This is a genomic window from Rhodoferax sp., assembly GCF_028714215.1.
Lineage (GTDB): Bacteria > Pseudomonadota > Gammaproteobacteria > Burkholderiales > Burkholderiaceae_C > Rhodoferax.
On record NZ_JAQTMS010000005.1, the window covers coordinates 21,208 to 37,117 of the forward strand.

15 protein-coding genes are annotated in these 15,910 nt (G+C 57.9%); 8 read left to right on the forward strand and 7 right to left on the reverse strand.

The genetic code is table 11. The features are described 5' to 3' along the window. Positions 1-28 precede the first annotated feature (28 nt). Genes PHS32_RS03575 through PHS32_RS03590 form a run of 4 tightly spaced genes read left to right on the forward strand, consistent with a single transcriptional unit; the run spans position 29 to position 2,373 of the window. The gene (locus PHS32_RS03575; protein ID WP_301077444.1) at positions 29-1,315 is read left to right on the forward strand and encodes an FAD/NAD(P)-binding oxidoreductase; all 1,287 of its coding nucleotides are present in this window, start codon (positions 29-31) and stop codon (positions 1,313-1,315) included. Positions 1,316-1,342: 27 nt separating this feature from the next. Continuing rightward, positions 1,343-1,567 (forward strand): DUF2892 domain-containing protein, encoded by a 225-nt coding sequence (locus tag PHS32_RS03580; RefSeq protein ID WP_301077445.1) that lies wholly within the window; start codon positions 1,343-1,345, stop codon positions 1,565-1,567. Between the two features lie 45 nt (positions 1,568-1,612). Continuing rightward, on the forward strand, positions 1,613-2,059 hold the full coding sequence (locus tag PHS32_RS03585; RefSeq protein WP_301077447.1) for an OsmC family protein: 447 nt from the start codon (positions 1,613-1,615) through the stop codon (positions 2,057-2,059). A 23-nt stretch (positions 2,060-2,082) separates the two neighbouring features. Further along, positions 2,083-2,373, forward strand: a complete 291-nt coding sequence (locus PHS32_RS03590; RefSeq protein WP_301077448.1) for a metal-sensing transcriptional repressor — start codon at positions 2,083-2,085, stop codon at positions 2,371-2,373. Between the two features lie 184 nt (positions 2,374-2,557). On the opposite strand, the gene PHS32_RS03595 is transcribed toward PHS32_RS03590, so the two are convergent. The 7 genes from PHS32_RS03595 to mnmA form a co-directional block, all read right to left on the reverse strand. Next, entirely contained in the window at positions 2,558-3,286 is a 729-nt protein-coding gene (locus PHS32_RS03595; RefSeq protein ID WP_301077449.1) for a phytochelatin synthase family protein, read from the reverse strand. 153 nt (positions 3,287-3,439) lie between these two features. Beyond that, positions 3,440-4,234 carry an arsenite methyltransferase gene (locus tag PHS32_RS03600; protein WP_301077450.1) on the reverse strand — a complete coding sequence of 265 codons (795 nt, stop codon included), beginning with the start codon at positions 4,232-4,234 and terminating at the stop codon, positions 3,440-3,442. A gap of 94 nt (positions 4,235-4,328) precedes the next feature. After that, positions 4,329-4,862, reverse strand: coding sequence for an RNA polymerase sigma factor SigZ (sigZ, locus tag PHS32_RS03605; protein ID WP_301077451.1), 534 nt, complete (start codon positions 4,860-4,862; stop codon positions 4,329-4,331). A gap of 71 nt (positions 4,863-4,933) precedes the next feature. Beyond that, positions 4,934-6,211, reverse strand: a complete 1,278-nt coding sequence (locus tag PHS32_RS03610; RefSeq protein WP_301077452.1) for a DUF1302 family protein — start codon at positions 6,209-6,211, stop codon at positions 4,934-4,936. Beyond that, the gene (locus PHS32_RS03615) at positions 6,211-7,011 is read right to left on the reverse strand and encodes an outer membrane lipoprotein-sorting protein (RefSeq protein ID WP_301077454.1); all 801 of its coding nucleotides are present in this window, start codon (positions 7,009-7,011) and stop codon (positions 6,211-6,213) included. The genes PHS32_RS03610 and PHS32_RS03615 overlap by 1 nt, the downstream gene beginning before the upstream one ends. Continuing rightward, positions 7,008-9,407 (reverse strand): MMPL family transporter, encoded by a 2,400-nt coding sequence (locus tag PHS32_RS03620; protein ID WP_301077455.1) that lies wholly within the window; start codon positions 9,405-9,407, stop codon positions 7,008-7,010. The genes PHS32_RS03615 and PHS32_RS03620 overlap by 4 nt, the downstream gene beginning before the upstream one ends. A 673-nt stretch (positions 9,408-10,080) precedes the next feature. Continuing rightward, positions 10,081-11,205: a tRNA 2-thiouridine(34) synthase MnmA gene (mnmA, locus tag PHS32_RS03625; RefSeq protein WP_301077456.1), complete on the reverse strand. Its 1,125-nt coding sequence runs from the start codon at positions 11,203-11,205 to the stop codon at positions 10,081-10,083. A 135-nt stretch (positions 11,206-11,340) separates the two neighbouring features. Here mnmA and tcuA point away from each other — a divergent pair, with 135 nt between their 5' ends. From tcuA to PHS32_RS03645, 4 genes are all read left to right on the forward strand, one after another. Further along, positions 11,341-12,750, forward strand: a complete 1,410-nt coding sequence (tcuA, locus tag PHS32_RS03630; RefSeq protein WP_301077564.1) for an FAD-dependent tricarballylate dehydrogenase TcuA — start codon at positions 11,341-11,343, stop codon at positions 12,748-12,750. Continuing rightward, positions 12,737-13,921 (forward strand): tricarballylate utilization 4Fe-4S protein TcuB, encoded by a 1,185-nt coding sequence (tcuB, locus tag PHS32_RS03635; protein WP_301077457.1) that lies wholly within the window; start codon positions 12,737-12,739, stop codon positions 13,919-13,921. The genes tcuA and tcuB overlap by 14 nt, the downstream gene beginning before the upstream one ends. Further along, a complete protein-coding gene (locus tag PHS32_RS03640) occupies positions 13,918-14,109 on the forward strand; it encodes a hypothetical protein (protein ID WP_301077458.1) in 192 nt (63 codons plus the stop codon). The genes tcuB and PHS32_RS03640 overlap by 4 nt, the downstream gene beginning before the upstream one ends. A gap of 134 nt (positions 14,110-14,243) precedes the next feature. Next, complete coding sequence (locus PHS32_RS03645) at positions 14,244-15,905, forward strand: Re/Si-specific NAD(P)(+) transhydrogenase subunit alpha (RefSeq protein ID WP_301077459.1); 1,662 nt, start codon at positions 14,244-14,246, stop codon at positions 15,903-15,905. The last annotated feature ends 5 nt before the right edge of the window (positions 15,906-15,910 follow it).

Here is a 15,910-nt window from a genome sequence, read left to right on the forward strand (position 1 = left end):
TATTGATCTTAAAACTGCAGGAGACAAAATGGCTCATATCGTCATCATGGGGGCCGGCATCGGCGGCATGCCGGCGGCTTACGAAATGCGGGAAATGCTGCCCCAGGAGCACCGCATCACAGTGGTCAACCGAACCGACTACTTTCAGTTTGTGCCCAGCAACCCCTGGGTCGCCGTCGGTTGGCGCGAGCGCGCCGCGGTGACCTTGCCGATCGCACCTTACCTGGCGCGCAAAAAAATTGCTTTCATTGCCAAAGCCGTGACGCATATCGATGCGCCGGGCAACAAGCTGGTCTTTGCCGACGGCGAAACGCTGGACTACGACTACCTGTTGATTGCCACCGGCCCCAAGCTGGCCTTTGACGAGGTGCCGGGCGCCGGCCCGTTCAAATCCGGTGGTGGCGGCTTTAGCCACTCGATCTGTCATGTCGATCACGCCCAGGAGTTTTTTGCCGACTACCAGGAGTTTCTGAAGAACCCGGGGCCGCTGGTGATTGGCGCGATGCCCGGTGCCAGCTGCTTTGGTCCGGCTTATGAATTTGCCTTCATCCTGGACACCGACTTGCGCCGGCGAAAATTGCGCAACAAGGTGCCCATGACCTTCGTCACCAGCGAGCCCTACATCGGCCATCTGGGTCTGGGCGGCGTCGGCGACAGCAAGTCGATGCTGGAGTCCGAGCTGCGCGGGCGCGACATGAAATGGATCACCAATGCCAAGACGACGCGGGTCGAGGCCGGCAAGATGTTTGTCAGCCAACTCGATGATCTGGGCAATGTCTACAAGGAGCACGAACTGGGCTTCAAGCTGTCCATGATGCTGCCGGCTTTCAAGGGCGTCGACGCGGTTGCCGCGGTGCCCAATCTGTGCAATCCGCGCGGCATGGTCATCATCGACGAGTTCCAGCGCAGCAAGGCCTACCGCAACATCTACTCGGCCGGCGTCTGCGTCGCCATTCCCCCGGTGGAGGTCACGCCGGTCCCCACCGGCACGCCCAAGACCGGCTACATGATCGAAAGCATGATGACCGCCATTTGCCACAACATCGCGGACGACCTGATGGGCAAACCGGCCACCGCCAAAGGCACCTGGAATGCCGTTTGCCTGGCCGACATGGGCGACACCGGTGCCGCCTTTGTCGCTTTGCCGCAGATTCCTCCGCGCAATGTGAACTGGTTCAAAAAAGGCAAATGGGTGCATCTGGCCAAGATCGCTTACGAGAAATATTTCATGCGCAAGCTCAAAAAAGGCACCTCCGAACCCATCTACGAAAAATACGTGATGGGCATGCTGGGCATCAACCGTCTTCACAAGTAAGTTTTTTTATCTCAAGGAGTCATCACCATGTCCGTTCAACGTTTCATTTTTGTTTTTGCCGGCCTCTTCGTCATGATTTCACTGGCGCTGGGCGTCGAGGGCAGTCCTTTCTTCGTCAGCAAATGGGCGCTCGCCTTTACCGCTTTTGTCGGTGCCAATCTGTTTCAGTCGGGCTTCACCAATTTTTGTCCGCTGGGCATCATCCTGAAAAAACTGGGTGTGCCGGAAGCCAAGATCGGCTGCGCCAACTGAGAGCGGGATCATCCCGCGCCGATTCACTGGGCCTAAGGAGTTTTCATGAGCGAGACCCGTATTCACGTTCAGCTCAAGCAAAAGCAGAACTACCAGTTCGAGATCGACTTCGGCGCTGGAATTCCAGCGCTTATGGGCGATGAGCCGGCGCCGCTGGGCGCTGGGCAAGGCCCGTCGCCGGTGCAACTGCTGGCGGCGGCGGTGGGCAATTGCCTGTCCGATTCCCTGCTGTTTGCCTTGCGCAAATTCAAGCAGGCGCCGGAGCCGATTCAGTGCGATGTGCAGGCCGAAGTCGGTCGCAATGCCGAGGGGCGTCTGCGCGTGCTGCAAATCAAGGCGCTGCTGACGCTGGGTGTGCCGGCCGCCGCGCTGGCGCAACTGGACCGGGTGCTGAGCCAGTTTGAAGCCTTCTGCACCGTGACGCAGAGCGTCGGACAGGGCATTCCGGTGCAGATCGAAGTGGTCGATGCGCTGGGTGTTCGATTAAAGTAATTGGTTGCTTGCAAGGAAATACCATGACTGTTTTGACAGATGCTGCCGCCCGCACCGATGTGCTCAACCGCCTGCGGCGCGCCGAGGGGCAGATCCGCGGCTTGCAGCGCATGATCGAGGAGGGCGAGGAATGTCTGAAAATTGGGCAGCAGTTTTCGGCCGTGCGCAAAGCGCTGGACAGCACTTATTTGCGCATGACCATGTGCTTTATGGAGCAGGAACTGGAAGCCTGCATCCAGCCCGACGAAACACAGAAAACGGGCCTGGAGGGCATGCTCAAGGACATGGAAACGCTGCTGGCCCGCATGGGCTAGCAGAGCATATTCCGGTTCAAACACTAATTCCGCTGACATTCCACCACTTGTGGATCAATGACTTTTCATGCGCGGAATTTTGAAACTGGTGGAGGTGAATCCACAATTTTGTCGAACGCGACGCAGCGTGAAAAAGACGTTCACGACAGGCTGCGTTCCGATTGCAGAAATCGACTCCAGCAGTTCAAATAGTCCTCGGAGCGTTGGCCCTGATGAGCAAGTAGCCTCGACTTAAGCCGGTGTCGGCGTCCACAGATTGCATTGCCCGCCACAACGCAGGAAGTGCCACCCAATGCGGCGGGTACTTGAATCGCGCCACATCCATGATCAGCACCAAGTCCTGCGCGGCATGGTAGCCCCCGATGGGTGAGAAGTGACCATTTCCTGTCTGCCCCAAAGTGGCCCGGGAATACGACGCTATCAGGGCTTCGCCGGTCACCCCGTCGCCCACAACCCGTGATGTCACTCGCGATACCTCGCGTCTAAATGTTTCGATGCTTTCTGCGTGAGCATCAGCATGCACTGAAACGACGTCCACCCCATTGCAGCGGCCTAATTCTGCGAGGCGGTCCAGGGTAATGCCTTCTTTGTCGATTTTTACGAGCTGCTGGCAACAGTCTGCAACGTCCTCATTAAACCAGCGCCAAACGCCTTTCCAACGCCGTTTGGGATCGACTTGCAGTGCGTTCAGCACCATGACAAGGCTGCTGATACCGCAGTAGGTTGGCTCCGCTTGGGTCTGAAATTGTTCAGCTAGCGCAAAATAGCTGTGCATCCCGCCCCCAGTCAAAGCCTCTTGAAAAACGGTGCGGCCTTGCGTGGCGGAAAAAGGAATCTGCTCATCCGGTAGCGTGCGTTTGTACCGGCCTTGATCTGGGCCGGCATCCGCTTGCGCTTTGAATTCACACCGCATGTTGGGTCTCTCCACTTTGTGTTGAAGTATCGAACGCATCTTCGGTACCCGTCTTACGCTGTGTAAGCTGGCGGGCGCCAGCGCCAAATGCCGCAAGCGTCAGCACGAGCGCCCAACTCGATTACCGGCTGCGCAAACTGGAGCAATACCCGATTAGGTTGTAGGCTTGACGGCTTCAATGGTTGCGGAAACCACATAGTCCGCGATTGCCATACCTGGTGCCCAATCACGAATAAATGTCTTACTTTCACCTTTTGGTATGACGCTAATCTGTTGGAAACCGGTTGCCTTCAACATTTCTTTCAGCTCCGAAATCACCGATGCGCCCGCCATGCAGCCCGTGAAAAGTTCCATATCCCTGCGGATCTCCTCAGGCAATTCGGCAAAAGCGACCACATCCGAGATGGCCAGCCTGCCCCCCGGTTTCAAGGCCCGGTAGGATTCAGCGAAGACGCGACGTTTGTCTGGAGATAAATTGATGACGCAGTTGGAAATAATCACATCTACTGTGCCGTCAGCGACCGGGAGGCTTTCAATTTCACCGAGGCGAAATTCAACATTCCTGTCGCCACCCTTTTCCGCATTCAACCTTGCCTTGGAAACCATCGCTGGCGTCATGTCAACGCCGATGACGTGGCCTGAATCACCGACCTGCCTCGCCGCGAGGAAGCAATCGAACCCTCCGCCACTTCCCAGGTCGAGCACGGTTTCACCGGCCTTCAAATTGGCGATGGCCTGCGGGTTACCACAGCCCAATCCCATGTTGGAACCTTCGGGAACAACGGCAGTTTCGTTTGCAGAGTATCCCAGCGCTTGTGAAAGCGTGTCTGCCGACGCTGTCGTTGATCCACAGCAAACGGGGCCGCAACCGCAGCCCTCGCTTTCAGCCACAAGACCGTATTGCTGGCGCACCGCTTGGCGAATTTCATCGTTCTTTACTTCGTTCATGGATTTACTCCGGTTATTCATGATTGCGGCACCCGTTGCGCCGTATTCATATAGACGGAGTTCTTGCGAAAAGGACGCAAAGATTCGATCGACTTCAGCCGCACCTGCAATTGTTCGTTTTGCGTAGCTCGTATCCCGTAATGGTGCCGCGTCCGGCTTCAATGTCGCAACACTCAAGTAGACGCATGAGCAACTTTTCTCTGCCTCGCTGTACCCTCGATTTCGCCCCAGAGAGAGAAATCCCCAGACGGTCAGCCAGATGTTTCTGTGGCAACCCCTCAATTTCTGACAGAGTAAGGGCCAATCGATAGATATCAGGAAGCTCAGCGATGAATGGCTGCACGCAGTTTGCCAACTCGACAATGTAGTCGCGCTGTGCCTCGGGGACTGCTATTTCGTCGGAAAGCTCTTCCCACGGCCTTTGCGACCTGTAATGGTCAGCTATAGCATTTGCAGCGATGCGAAAAAGCCAAGCAGCCACGCTTCCGTGCGTCTTGACCGTATGCAAGTTGATGTGCACTTTGATGAACACATTCTGAAGAATGTCGTCCACGTCCTCGCGCGCCCGCACACGTTTCGCGATATAGCCACGTAGTCGCGCCTTGTATTCTTCCCATGTGTCAATCATTTGATCAGTCTCTCAGAAAATGTCAGTGAATATTCTTGCGCAAGTCGACCCTAAGCGTCTTCATGTCGATTTCAGAACGAATACCGTATCTCAGCAAAGGCACCATTCGTCTTCCGAAGTGGACCAAACTGCGGACCTTGACCGGCGTAGTGTCGTCCGCCGATCGTCCCGCGCACTGAATCAGTAAACGCGTATGTCATCATCGTTTGCACAAACGTGTCGCCATTGAGGAAGTAGCGCTGAACGAAAACCTCTGCGGCTAGTGTGTCGTTTAGCCAGTAGTTCGCGATGCGCATCGTCATGCCGGTGACCTGGCTGCGTTGCTGCATGAACATGGCCTCGTTGAATTGGTCCGCAGCCGCATACTGCGGTGCCAAATTGCCAGTCGAAAGGTCCCATGCACGACGTAGAAAGAGCTGAACGTTGACGTTAAGGCGGGGAAAGAAGGTTCTATCAATGCCCGCAACAACGTAGAGATTGCGTTGCATCCCTGGTTGGTCTGTTTGATTTGAGTTGGTCGGATAGGTGTAGGCAAATTCCAGTCTTGTACCAAATGTCGAAACGTTTGTTGTCATATCGGCACCCACCATGGTGATGGACGGATACGTCAGTTGCAATGGTGTTCCTGAGGTAGGCTGCTGGAAACCAGCGTGGGGCAACAGGCTGCGTCCCCGATACAGGCTCACCGACCAGTCAACGTCGCTGCCGGAGCGATTCAGTCGCACACCAAGTTCCGGGGCGTGATCGTCTGGCTTGATCAATGTGTAAGCATTTCCGGCATCGCTCGACATCGGCACGGACGACGGACTGAACCCGGCTTTCCAAATTACCGACAGGCTGATTTCTGGGCTCCAAGCGTAGTTTGTAGCCAAGGCCCAAGCTCCGAGGCGTTGGTCTTCATCAAAGGGCAAGGGAACGGTGTAATCGCGGGGGGAAATTACGTCCGTGGGATTGATTCCATCAGCGCGCCCCCACGCAATGATCTGCTTTCCGAAGCGCCAATCCCACGGTCCCTGCCTTACAGCTATGTATCCTTCGACGAGGCTGGAATCGGCGTTGCTTGGATGACCAACATTTGCACCAACACTCCGAGCCTCGAAGCCAAATTTGACATTGTCCACGGGGCGGGCGGTTCCTTTTAGTTGCACCGTTCCACCGATTAGGTCATGTGCGTCGTCGAGCGTGCGCGAAGATTGAAAGTAATCGGCTCGCAACGAACCACTTAAACCGAGGCTAGGGCTCAGGTCCTCACCACGCGCACCAACCTGCCACTGCAGGACAAGGATGGCGACCGTGGAAATTCGTCGAAGCTTAACAAAGGTTCCTGGCACGTTCTGCCCCATCGCCATCAGTCGTTTTCCAGTGCACGGAGCGTGTACGTGGCAGACGTGATCGACGTTGCCGTGGTGTAGCGGTCGACCGTGATGACGGTCTTGTGATTCGTTTGGCGATTGGTCATCTCCTTGTATTTGGCCAACCATCTATTTGTCTCGGCATCCACCTTCACAATGTCTTTGACCAGTTGCGTCTTGAGCAGCCTGCCCGTCACGTCGTAGTACTCTGTCTTCATTTCGAAGAAACTTTCCAGCGCCACCCAGGTAATCTTCCGTCCGTAGCCATAGTCTCGTTTGACGTCGTCGTTGACAGGAACGGACTCGACAACGTAGCACGGCTGAGTGCCAACCGTCTCCTCGCGAAGCAATTTGTGTTGGTACAGGGATACCTTGGGTGGGATCACGTCGCCATAGGAGAAGTCCGATCCAATGAAACTGTCCTTGCGGTTGCTCGACACCAACCTGCGACTTTTATGCAAAGCCGGCAGGAAAATCCACTGATCGTCCTCGCCTTGCGCATGTTCTATTTGCAGGAAGGACGTTCCTTTCACGTCCGGGGGAGCTAAAAAGCGAACCAGAATATTCGTGTCAAAGCCGTTGGCCTGCAGCGAGATCAGCGACGTAATCTTGCGAAGCCTTGTTTCATTGCGCTCATTCACAAGGGTCATCGTGACTTCCTGGAACACGCGCTTCGGTTTTGATGCGAAGAAGTTCTTCTGCATGATCTCGTCGGCTGTTGGCGCGGACTGCGCGGCGGGCGGGATTGCCAGAATGCAAGCCGCAAGCAGAAGAGAAGCGATGGGTCCCGCCTTCATTTCGCACCCTTCGGCTCGGCCAATTGTTCGGTGACGAGCACGCTTCTTTCGGGGCCGAAGATGAATTTCGGCTTAAAGATGATCATCATTGCTCGCAGAAAGATGATGGCCACAAACGAGCTAACAATCATTGTCGCCATGACCATTACCGCCAGTCGACTGTAAAACGCAAAGCCAGACAGCAACAGGAAGGAATAGCCGGCGGCAATCGACAGGGCAACATACAGCACCGCTTTCCCTGAGCTCACCAGCGATTGTCTGGTTGCTTCTGCAATATTTCCGGTACGTCCCAATTCTTCACGAAATCTGAACAACAGGTACAGCTCGTAGTCTGCACCGATACCGATAGCCATCGCAGCCGTTGAGATGGTACCCATGTCGAGCGGAATGCCCAGCCACCCCATCACACCAAAATTCGCAAGTATGACCAATAGCAGTGGCATCGTGACAAACAAGCCGCCTACAAGCGAGCGCAAGACTAGGGCACTGAGTGCAAATACGACCAGAACCATTTGCCCGATGTTCTTTGATTTGCCGGTCGTCAAAGCTTGGTTGCCCGCGATGGTTTGCGGCAGACTTCCGCCCATCCTCACCTTTACCCCAGACGGAAACTTTTCCTGTATTAGCGTCTCTGCTTTCTTATGAAGCTCTTCCGCATAGCTGGTACTGTCGGTTTTCAGGAAAACCCAAATTGCGGCTCGGCGATAGTCGTTGTCGACGTAACTGTCGAAATCCTGCGGGTCGCCGGACATTGAATAGAGAAGTAGGTACTGCGCGATCAGCGCGTTGTCAGGCGGAATCAGTGACTGATCCGCCGCATCACCATGCATTGCTCGATTGATACGCTTGACCAGATCGACGATAGATTGAGTCTTGCCGACGTTAGGTTGAGCGGCAAGAAAATCTTGCAGTGACGCCATCGCGCCAAGCACTTTCGGATCCTTGAGGCTATCTGGTTTGTCACCTTCAACTAGGAAGTAAATGGTATTGGTACCACCGAAGCGATTATTGAGTTCACGGTCATGGATACGTACTTCACTGTCAGGACGGGAATATGCTCTCAGGCTGTTGTCGATAGTGATGCGAGTTGCTCCGACAGCGATAACTCCTACGAGAAGGAATGCAAATAGCAAAATCAGCGGTGCATGACCATCGGTGAGTCCATTTGCAAGTTTGGTAAGAACTGTATCAAGGCCTGTTTGCTTTTGCTCCGCTTCGGATTCTCGCGTGGACGGCGGACGTAACAGCGAGCGAATAGCAGGAATAAGCGTCATTTCTAGAAGTAGCGCAGCGACTACACCAGATGCGGCAAACACGCCAAAATGCCGCGCAACCGAAACTTCTGACGTGCTGAGGGTAAAAAACGTGATGGCTGCGATTGCCGCTGCGATCGTCATCACTGGCCCAACCTTGGCTACTGATTCGATGACCGCCCGATGATTTACTTCACGATCGGTTAAATGGGTCGAGGAGGCGTGAATGCGTTGATATTCCTCGTAATAGCGCTTCAATATCTGAATCGCGTGCCCGGCGGCCACCGACATGATCAAGATCGGTGTCGTTGTGTTCATGCCGTCCATGTGAACGCCAATCAAGCCCATGAATCCGAGTGCCCACAGCACACTCAACACCGCCGTCATGATCGGTAGCAGCATTCCCTGGAGACTTTTAAACGACCAATATTGAATCACCATAATGATCAGGAGCGCCGCGCCCAAGAAAATCGGCATTTGCATCATGTGACTCTCGAAAGTCGCAAAATCCACAGGAAGCCCGGCGGTGTATATGTCGACTGTCCCATCGCGTTCTTTATCGAGAATTTCTTTTATTTCCGCGTGAAGGGCCGCATAACTTGGTTTGCTGGTGTCGACTTTGAAGTCGGCAATAACAGCAACGGCGCGGGAATCAGGAGAAACCAAGGAATTGATGTAGAACGGGTTTGAATCGATAGCAATGCGCAGTGCGGCCATTTCTTCCGCGGTCTGAGGAACATGATCCATCACTTGTTTGACCACCAGGCCGGAATCGTCTGCCTTGATGTCTTTGACTTTCTTGGCGGCAATGCTCATCACGTTTTGGCGTAACGCTTCAGGCAGATTTTCAATGGATTCCTGAATACGCTGCACCTTTGCAAGAACACTGGCTTGGTAGATGTCGCCTTGCTTTGGCACGATCCCGATCATCATGAAATTTCTACCGCCAAAGACTTGCTCAAGTGCCTTAGTTGTTTGTACATAAGGGTGGGATTGCGGGATCCATGTATCCTGGTCCATGTCGACCTGAAGATTCATCAATCGAGAACACAACAACACGGTCACTATGGCTATCAGCCCAATGACATAAGCCCTTCTTCGGACAACAAAATCGGCATATCGGCGGAACGAATCGGTAAGCATGTAATCTCCTGTATCAGAATTGCCGCGCTGACTGGCGCTTGAATCTAAAGACGGAGATATGGCGAAAAAGACGCAAACGTTTTGGTCGGTTCGCTCAGAAAAGTGGTCACGCAATTTTTGAAGGAGGCTATAAGTTGAAACTCTTGGCACAGGGGCGGGCCGCGATTGACGTGGTGAGAAGGGGGGTCAATGGTCAAGAAATCAGCGCATCGCTCAAGCAGCCAGACGCCGCACGCGACGGCACATTGCGTTGGGCAACTCATGGTGACGATGGAACCACCTCGGCGCAATTCCATGCGGATCTCCGATGAGCTTGCCTATGTCTCCTGCGCCGGCACTGCAAGGGCAGCCAGCGTTTGATCTGGCAGCCACCGTCACACGATTGCCAGCGCCTCCATCACTCCTTCGTCCTTCCAGCCTTCAACAGCGGCAACCCCAGTTTGCGTTCAACCCGTTGCGCAGTGCTATCGCGGCGACCGACGCTTGTTCTGACGACATGCCTGCAATATCTCGGTCCTGAATTTCGCGCTGTGCTTGCGACGTGCGACCCTTCTCGTTTCCATGGTGTCCACCTAACTGTTTCGTGGACACTATGTTTACCCGCTTGCGGGCAGGACTCAGGATGACTTGGCTGGCCGCTCGCCTTGATTCGTCAGCCGACCTGGCGCCGATTTCAGGCGTCTGACGAGGCGATGACACCACCGCCCAGGCACACGTCGCCGTCGTACAGCACGGCCGACTGGCCCGGTGTTACAGCCCATTGCGGCTCTGGAAATATCAGCTTGAACGCGTCGCCGGCGCCCTCCGCCAAGGTGCAGGCGGCGTCCATCTGGCGGTATCTGGTTTTGGCCGTGAACAAGCCGGCCGCCGGCGCTGTGCCGGCCACCCAACTGGCGTCTTGTGCGCTCAGGGCGCGGGACTGGAGCCAGGGGTGTTCATGCCCTTGCACCACCCACAAGGTGTTTTTCTCCAGGTCCTTGCGCGCGACAAACCAGGGGGCATGCTCGCCGCCGCCTTTTTGTGCGCCTTTGGCCTTGATACCCCCTATGCCCAGACCCTGGCGCTGCCCCAAAGTGTAAAAACTCAGCCCCACATGCTGGCCGATGGTGCGGCCCTTGTCATCCTTGATCGGGCCGGGTTCCTTGGCGATATAGCGGTTGAGGAACTCGCGGAACGGCCGCTCGCCAATGAAGCAGATGCCGGTGGAGTCTTTCTTTTTGGCGTTCGGCAAGCCGATCTCCAGGGCCATGCGGCGCACTTCGGTCTTGTGCAATTCGCCGATCGGAAAGAGCGTTTTGGCAAGCTGTATTTGATTGAGACGGTGCAGGAAATAGCTCTGGTCCTTGGACGGGTCCAGACCTTTGAGCAGCTGGTATTTCTGCGTTGCCGGATTCAGCCGCACGCGGGCGTAATGTCCGGTGGCGATGCGCTGGGCGCCCAGGCGCAGGGCATGGTCCAGAAAAGCCTTGAACTTGATCTCGGCGTTGCACAGGATGTCCGGATTGGGCGTGCGGCCGCTGCTGTACTCGCGCAGGAATTCGGCAAAGACACGGTCCCTGTATTCGGCGGCAAAGTTGACGTGCTCCAGCTCGATCCCGATCACGTCGGCCACGGCGGCGGCGTCCACGAAGTCGATGTTGGAAGAGCAATACTCGGAGTCGTCATCGCCTTCCCAATTCTTCATGAAAATCCCGATCACCTCGTAGCCTTGCTGTTTCAGCAGCCAGGCGGTCACCGCCGAGTCCACGCCACCGCTCAAACCGACCACCACGCGTTGCCCAATGTGTTGCTTGTCCATAGTTGTGCGATTATCCCAGCCATGCGCCAGCTTCGTCATGGACAATCCTGCCATGGAACTTCGCGAACAATTCAAATGCGCCCAACGCAGGCCAACTGACCACAGGCCCGCCATTGCCATAAGGGTGAGGTGGCTGTGACTGTCGATGTGCTGGTGATTGGTGGTGGCAACGCAGCCCTGTGCGCGGCCCTGATGGCGCGCGAAGCCGGTGCCTCGGTGCTGCTGCTGGAGGCGGCGCCGCGCGAGTGGCGCGGCGGCAATTCGGCGCACACGCGCAATCTGCGCTGCATGCACGAGGCGCCGCAGGACGTGCTGACCGAGGCCTACCCGGAAGAAGAGTACTGGCAGGACTTGCTGAAAGTCACCGGCGGTCAGACCGACGAGGCGCTGGCGCGTCTGACAATCCGGGCTTCCGGCAACTGCCGCGACTGGATGCGCCGCCACGGCGTGCATTTTCAGCCTTCGCTGTCAGGCACCTTGCACCTGTCGCGCACCAATGCTTTCTTCATGGGCGGCGGCAAGGCTCTGGTCAACGCCTATTACCGCAGTGCCGAGAAATTGGGCGTGCGGATTCGCTACCAGGCACCGGTGGAGCGGCTGGAACTGGAGCAAGGTCGGTTTGTCGCGGCCTATGTCGGTTCTGAGCGCATCATGGCCAAAGCCTGTGTGCTGGCCGCCGGCGGCTTCGAGTCAAACCTTGAATGGCTGCGCCAGGCCTGGGGGCAAAACGAGCGCGGCGAATGGCCGGCCGACAATTTTTTGATCCGGGGCACGCGCTTCAACCAGGGCGTACTGCTCAAGCAGTTGCTGGCGGCCGGGGCGGACACGGTCGGTGACCCGACGCAAGCGCATATGGTGGCGATAGACGCCCGCGCGCCCTTGTACGACGGCGGCATCTGTACCCGCATCGACTGTGTCTCGCTGGGTGTGGTGTTGAACCGCGAGGGCCGGCGCTTCTACGACGAGGGTGAAGACTTTTGGCCCAAGCGCTACGCCATCTGGGGCCGGCTGGTGGCGCAGCAACCGGGGCAAGTGGGCTACTCCATCATCGACGCCAAGGCGATGGGGCGCTTTATGCCGCCGGTATTTCCGGGGGTGAGGGCGGACACCTTGCCCGAACTGGCGCAGCTACTGGGCCTGGATGTTCCGACCTTCATGCAAACCCTCAACGACTACAACAAGGCCTGCCAGGTCGGCACTTTCGACCATACCGTGCTTGACAACTGCCGGACCGAAGGTTTGGCTCCGGCCAAGACGCACTGGGCCCGCCCCATCGACACGGCGCCGTTCCACGGCTACGCCCTGAAACCGGGCGTGACCTTCACCTATCTGGGCCTGAAGACCGACGCCAGCAGCGCGGTGCGCTTTGACAACAAACCCAGCGACAACCTGTTTGTGGCCGGCGAAATGATGGCTGGCAATGTGCTGGGCAAGGGCTATACGGCCGGCGTCGGCATGTCCATAGGAACGGCGTTTGGCCGCATTGCCGGCACGCAGGCGGCGCAGGCCGCCTTGAAATCGGGAGCCCGTCATGCAGGCGCTTGAGGCACTGACGCGTGAGGCCCGCGCCCTGGCCCATGCCGAGCCGCTCTTGAGTGCGCCCGAGTCGGAGGTGGCGCGGCAACTGCAAATCTGCAATGCCTGCCGCTACTGCGAAGGTTTCTGTGCCGTCTTTCCGGCCATGACGCGGCGCCTTGAATTCGGCAAAGCCGATACGCACTACCTGGCCAACCTGTGCCACAACTGCGGCGCTTGCCTGCACGCCTGCCAGTACGCGCCGCCGCATGAGTTTGCCGTCAACGTGCCGCAGGCCATGGCCCAGCTCCGGCTCCAGACTTATTCTGACTATGCCTGGCCGGCAGCGCTGGGGGTTCTCTACAAGCGCAACGGCTTGACCTTGGCGCTGGCGCTGGCGGCCGGCCTGTCGCTGTTTTTGCTGCTGGCGCTGGCCTGCAACGGCGCCTTGTTGCAGACGCCCATGCCGGGGAATTTTTACGCGATCTTTCCGCACAATCTGCTGGTGTCGCTATTTGCGCCGGTGTTCGGGTTTGCCGTGCTGGCGCTCAGCCTGGGACTGCGCCGCTTTTGGCGCGAGGTCGCGCCCGCTAGCGCGTCCGACCCGGCAGAGACGGTGGTCTCAGGCGCAGCCGCCAGCGAGGCCGGCCTGAACGCCCTGCGCCTGAAATACCTGGATGGCGGCCACGGCGAAGGTTGCAACAACCAGGACGACGGCTGGACGCTGTGGCGCCGGCGCTTTCATCACCTGACTTTTTACGGTTTTCTGCTGTGTTTTGCCGCCACCGCTGCCGCCACCTGTTACCACTACCTGCCGGGTTGGGACGCGCCCTACGACTGGCCCAGCCTGCCCAAACTGCTGGGCGTGTCGGGCGGCATCGGTCTGCTGTTGGGCACAGCGGGCCTGTTCCAGCTCAACCTGCGGCGCCACCCGCTGCACGGCGATGCGGCGCAAAAGCCAATGGACCGTGGTTTCATGGCCTTGCTGTTTTTCAGCAGCCTGAGCGGTCTGGCCTTGTGGCTGGGGCGTGGCTCGCTAGCCCTGCCGACGTTGCTGGCGGTGCATCTGGGCGTCGTGATGGCGCTGTTTGCCACGCTACCCTACGGCAAGTTCGCGCACGGCATTTTTCGTGGCGCGGCTCTGCTGAAGTGGGCCATTGAGAAAGGTCAGCCGGACCGGTTGAAGTTGGGATCAGATTGAAGGCAAGAACCGGCCGGTGCCGCCTTTACGCAAGCTTTCCCGAAAACTTCGAGGGAGACGGCAGGGATCTGCAACGCAACCACAAAACCGCCCTGGCGGCTGAGGGCGTGCGGGTGGCGATCTCGGCGCGCCGCCTGAATCTTTTGAATGACGTGGTCCAGCAGATTGAGAGATTGCCATTTTATTGATCCACGTCATGCATCACCCCGCCGGTAGAGGTGGCAAATTCAGTTAAGCTCTGCGCGCAGTGTCTTCCGCAATGCTTGCCAACGAGAAGGCGCCGCACCCACTGTTGTAAAGAATCAAGCTGAGGAGTCGCTTTATGCAAACTGGCGTACCTGTTGGGACGACACCGGGAACCACCGCTGCCGGCCCTGCCACCGAGACTGTCAAGTCCCCCCAACGCATCGGCGTGCCGCGCGAGGTATTTCCAGGAGAAAAGCGCGTTGCGACCGTGCCCGAGGTGGTGGAAAAACTGATCAAACTGGGCTTTTCCGTTGCCGTCCAATCGGGGGCCGGTGATGCCGCCAATTGCAGCGACGAGGCCTACCGGGCTGCGGGTGCCAGCGTGGTGCCGGACGCGGCCCAGTTGTGGGCCAGTTCGGACATCGTATTCAAGGTATCCGTGCCGACCACTGAAGAAGTCGGCCTGATGCATGAGGGCCAGACCCTGATAACCTTCATCTGGCCGGCGCAGAACCCAGAACTGATGCAGCAGCTCGCGGCGCGCAAGGTCACCGTGCTGGCCATCGACGCGCTGCCGCGCATGCTCTCGCGCGCCCAGAAGATGGACGCTTTGACCTCCCAAGCCGGCGTCGCCGGCTACCGCGCCGTGATCGAGGCCGCCAACGCCTTCGGCCGCTTCTTCAACGGCCAGATCACGGCCGCGGGCAAGGTGCCGCCGGCCAAGGTCTTCATCGCCGGTGCCGGCGTGGCCGGCCTGGCTGCGATTGGTACCGCTGCCGGTCTGGGCGCCATCGTGCGCGCCAACGACACGCGTGCCGAAGTGGCCGACCAGGTGGTGTCGCTGGGTGGCGAATTCGTCAAGGTCGATTATGAGGAAGAAGGCGGCGGCGGTGGCGGCTATGCCAAGGTGATGAGCGAGGGCTTTCAGAAGGCCCAGCGCGAGATGTACGCCAAGCAGGCCAAGGAGGTGGACATCATCATCACCACCGCGCTGATCCCGGGCAAGCCCGCGCCCAGGTTGATCACCGCCGAGATGGTGAAGAGCATGAAGCCCGGCAGCGTGATCGTTGACATGGCGGCCGAGCGGGGCGGCAACTGCGAGCTGACCGAGCCAGGCCAAGTGGTGGTCAAGCACGGCGTGACCATCGTCGGCTACACCGATCTGACGAGCCGGCTGGCCAAGCAGTCCTCGACGCTGTACGCGACCAACCTGTTCCGGCTCTCCGAGGAACTGTGCAAGACCAAGGACGGCATCATCAACGTCAATATGGAAGACGACGCCATCCGCGGCCTGACGGTCATCAAGGAAGGCAACATCACCTGGCCGGCACCGGCGCCCAAACTGCCGGCGGCTGCACCCGCCGCGGCGGCAAAACCTGCCGCCGCATCCGGCGCCAAAAAAGCGCACGGCCATGGCGAGCCCAGTGCCCCCATGCCGGCCGGCAAATTGACCATGATGTTCGCCGTGGCTGCGGTGCTGTTCTGGCTGATCGGCCACAGCGCGCCGAAGGAGTTCATGTCGCACTTCACGGTGTTTGTGCTGGCCTGCTTTGTCGGCTACATGGTGGTGTGGAACGTGAAACCTGCGTTGCATACACCGCTGATGAGCGTGACCAACGCGATCAGCAGCATCATTGCGATCGGCGCACTGGTACAGATATCGCCCTTGGTCGGTGCGGTCAACCGGCCCAATGAACTGATCACCTGGATTGCGGCGGTTGGCATTGCGCTGACAGCCATCAATATGTTCGGCGGTTTCGCCGTCACCCAGCGCATGCTGGCCATGTTCCGTAAATAAGAGGA

What these genes read in the sequence shown, in the direction of transcription:
- PHS32_RS03575 (WP_301077444.1), top strand. Translation starts at nt 29, where the DNA reads ATGGCTCATATCGTCATCATGGGGGCCGGCATCGGCGGCATGCCGGCG.
- PHS32_RS03580 (WP_301077445.1), top strand. Translation starts at nt 1,343, where the DNA reads ATGTCCGTTCAACGTTTCATTTTTGTTTTTGCCGGCCTCTTCGTCATG.
- PHS32_RS03585 (WP_301077447.1), top strand. Translation starts at nt 1,613, where the DNA reads ATGAGCGAGACCCGTATTCACGTTCAGCTCAAGCAAAAGCAGAACTAC.
- PHS32_RS03590 (WP_301077448.1), top strand. Translation starts at nt 2,083, where the DNA reads ATGACTGTTTTGACAGATGCTGCCGCCCGCACCGATGTGCTCAACCGC.
- PHS32_RS03595 (WP_301077449.1), bottom strand. Translation starts at nt 3,286, where the DNA reads ATGCGGTGTGAATTCAAAGCGCAAGCGGATGCCGGCCCAGATCAAGGC.
- PHS32_RS03600 (WP_301077450.1), bottom strand. Translation starts at nt 4,234, where the DNA reads ATGAACGAAGTAAAGAACGATGAAATTCGCCAAGCGGTGCGCCAGCAA.
- sigZ (WP_301077451.1), bottom strand. Translation starts at nt 4,862, where the DNA reads ATGATTGACACATGGGAAGAATACAAGGCGCGACTACGTGGCTATATC.
- PHS32_RS03610 (WP_301077452.1), bottom strand. Translation starts at nt 6,211, where the DNA reads ATGGCGATGGGGCAGAACGTGCCAGGAACCTTTGTTAAGCTTCGACGA.
- PHS32_RS03615 (WP_301077454.1), bottom strand. Translation starts at nt 7,011, where the DNA reads ATGAAGGCGGGACCCATCGCTTCTCTTCTGCTTGCGGCTTGCATTCTG.
- PHS32_RS03620 (WP_301077455.1), bottom strand. Translation starts at nt 9,407, where the DNA reads ATGCTTACCGATTCGTTCCGCCGATATGCCGATTTTGTTGTCCGAAGA.
- mnmA (WP_301077456.1), bottom strand. Translation starts at nt 11,205, where the DNA reads ATGGACAAGCAACACATTGGGCAACGCGTGGTGGTCGGTTTGAGCGGT.
- tcuB (WP_301077457.1), top strand. Translation starts at nt 12,737, where the DNA reads ATGCAGGCGCTTGAGGCACTGACGCGTGAGGCCCGCGCCCTGGCCCAT.
- PHS32_RS03645 (WP_301077459.1), top strand. Translation starts at nt 14,244, where the DNA reads ATGCAAACTGGCGTACCTGTTGGGACGACACCGGGAACCACCGCTGCC.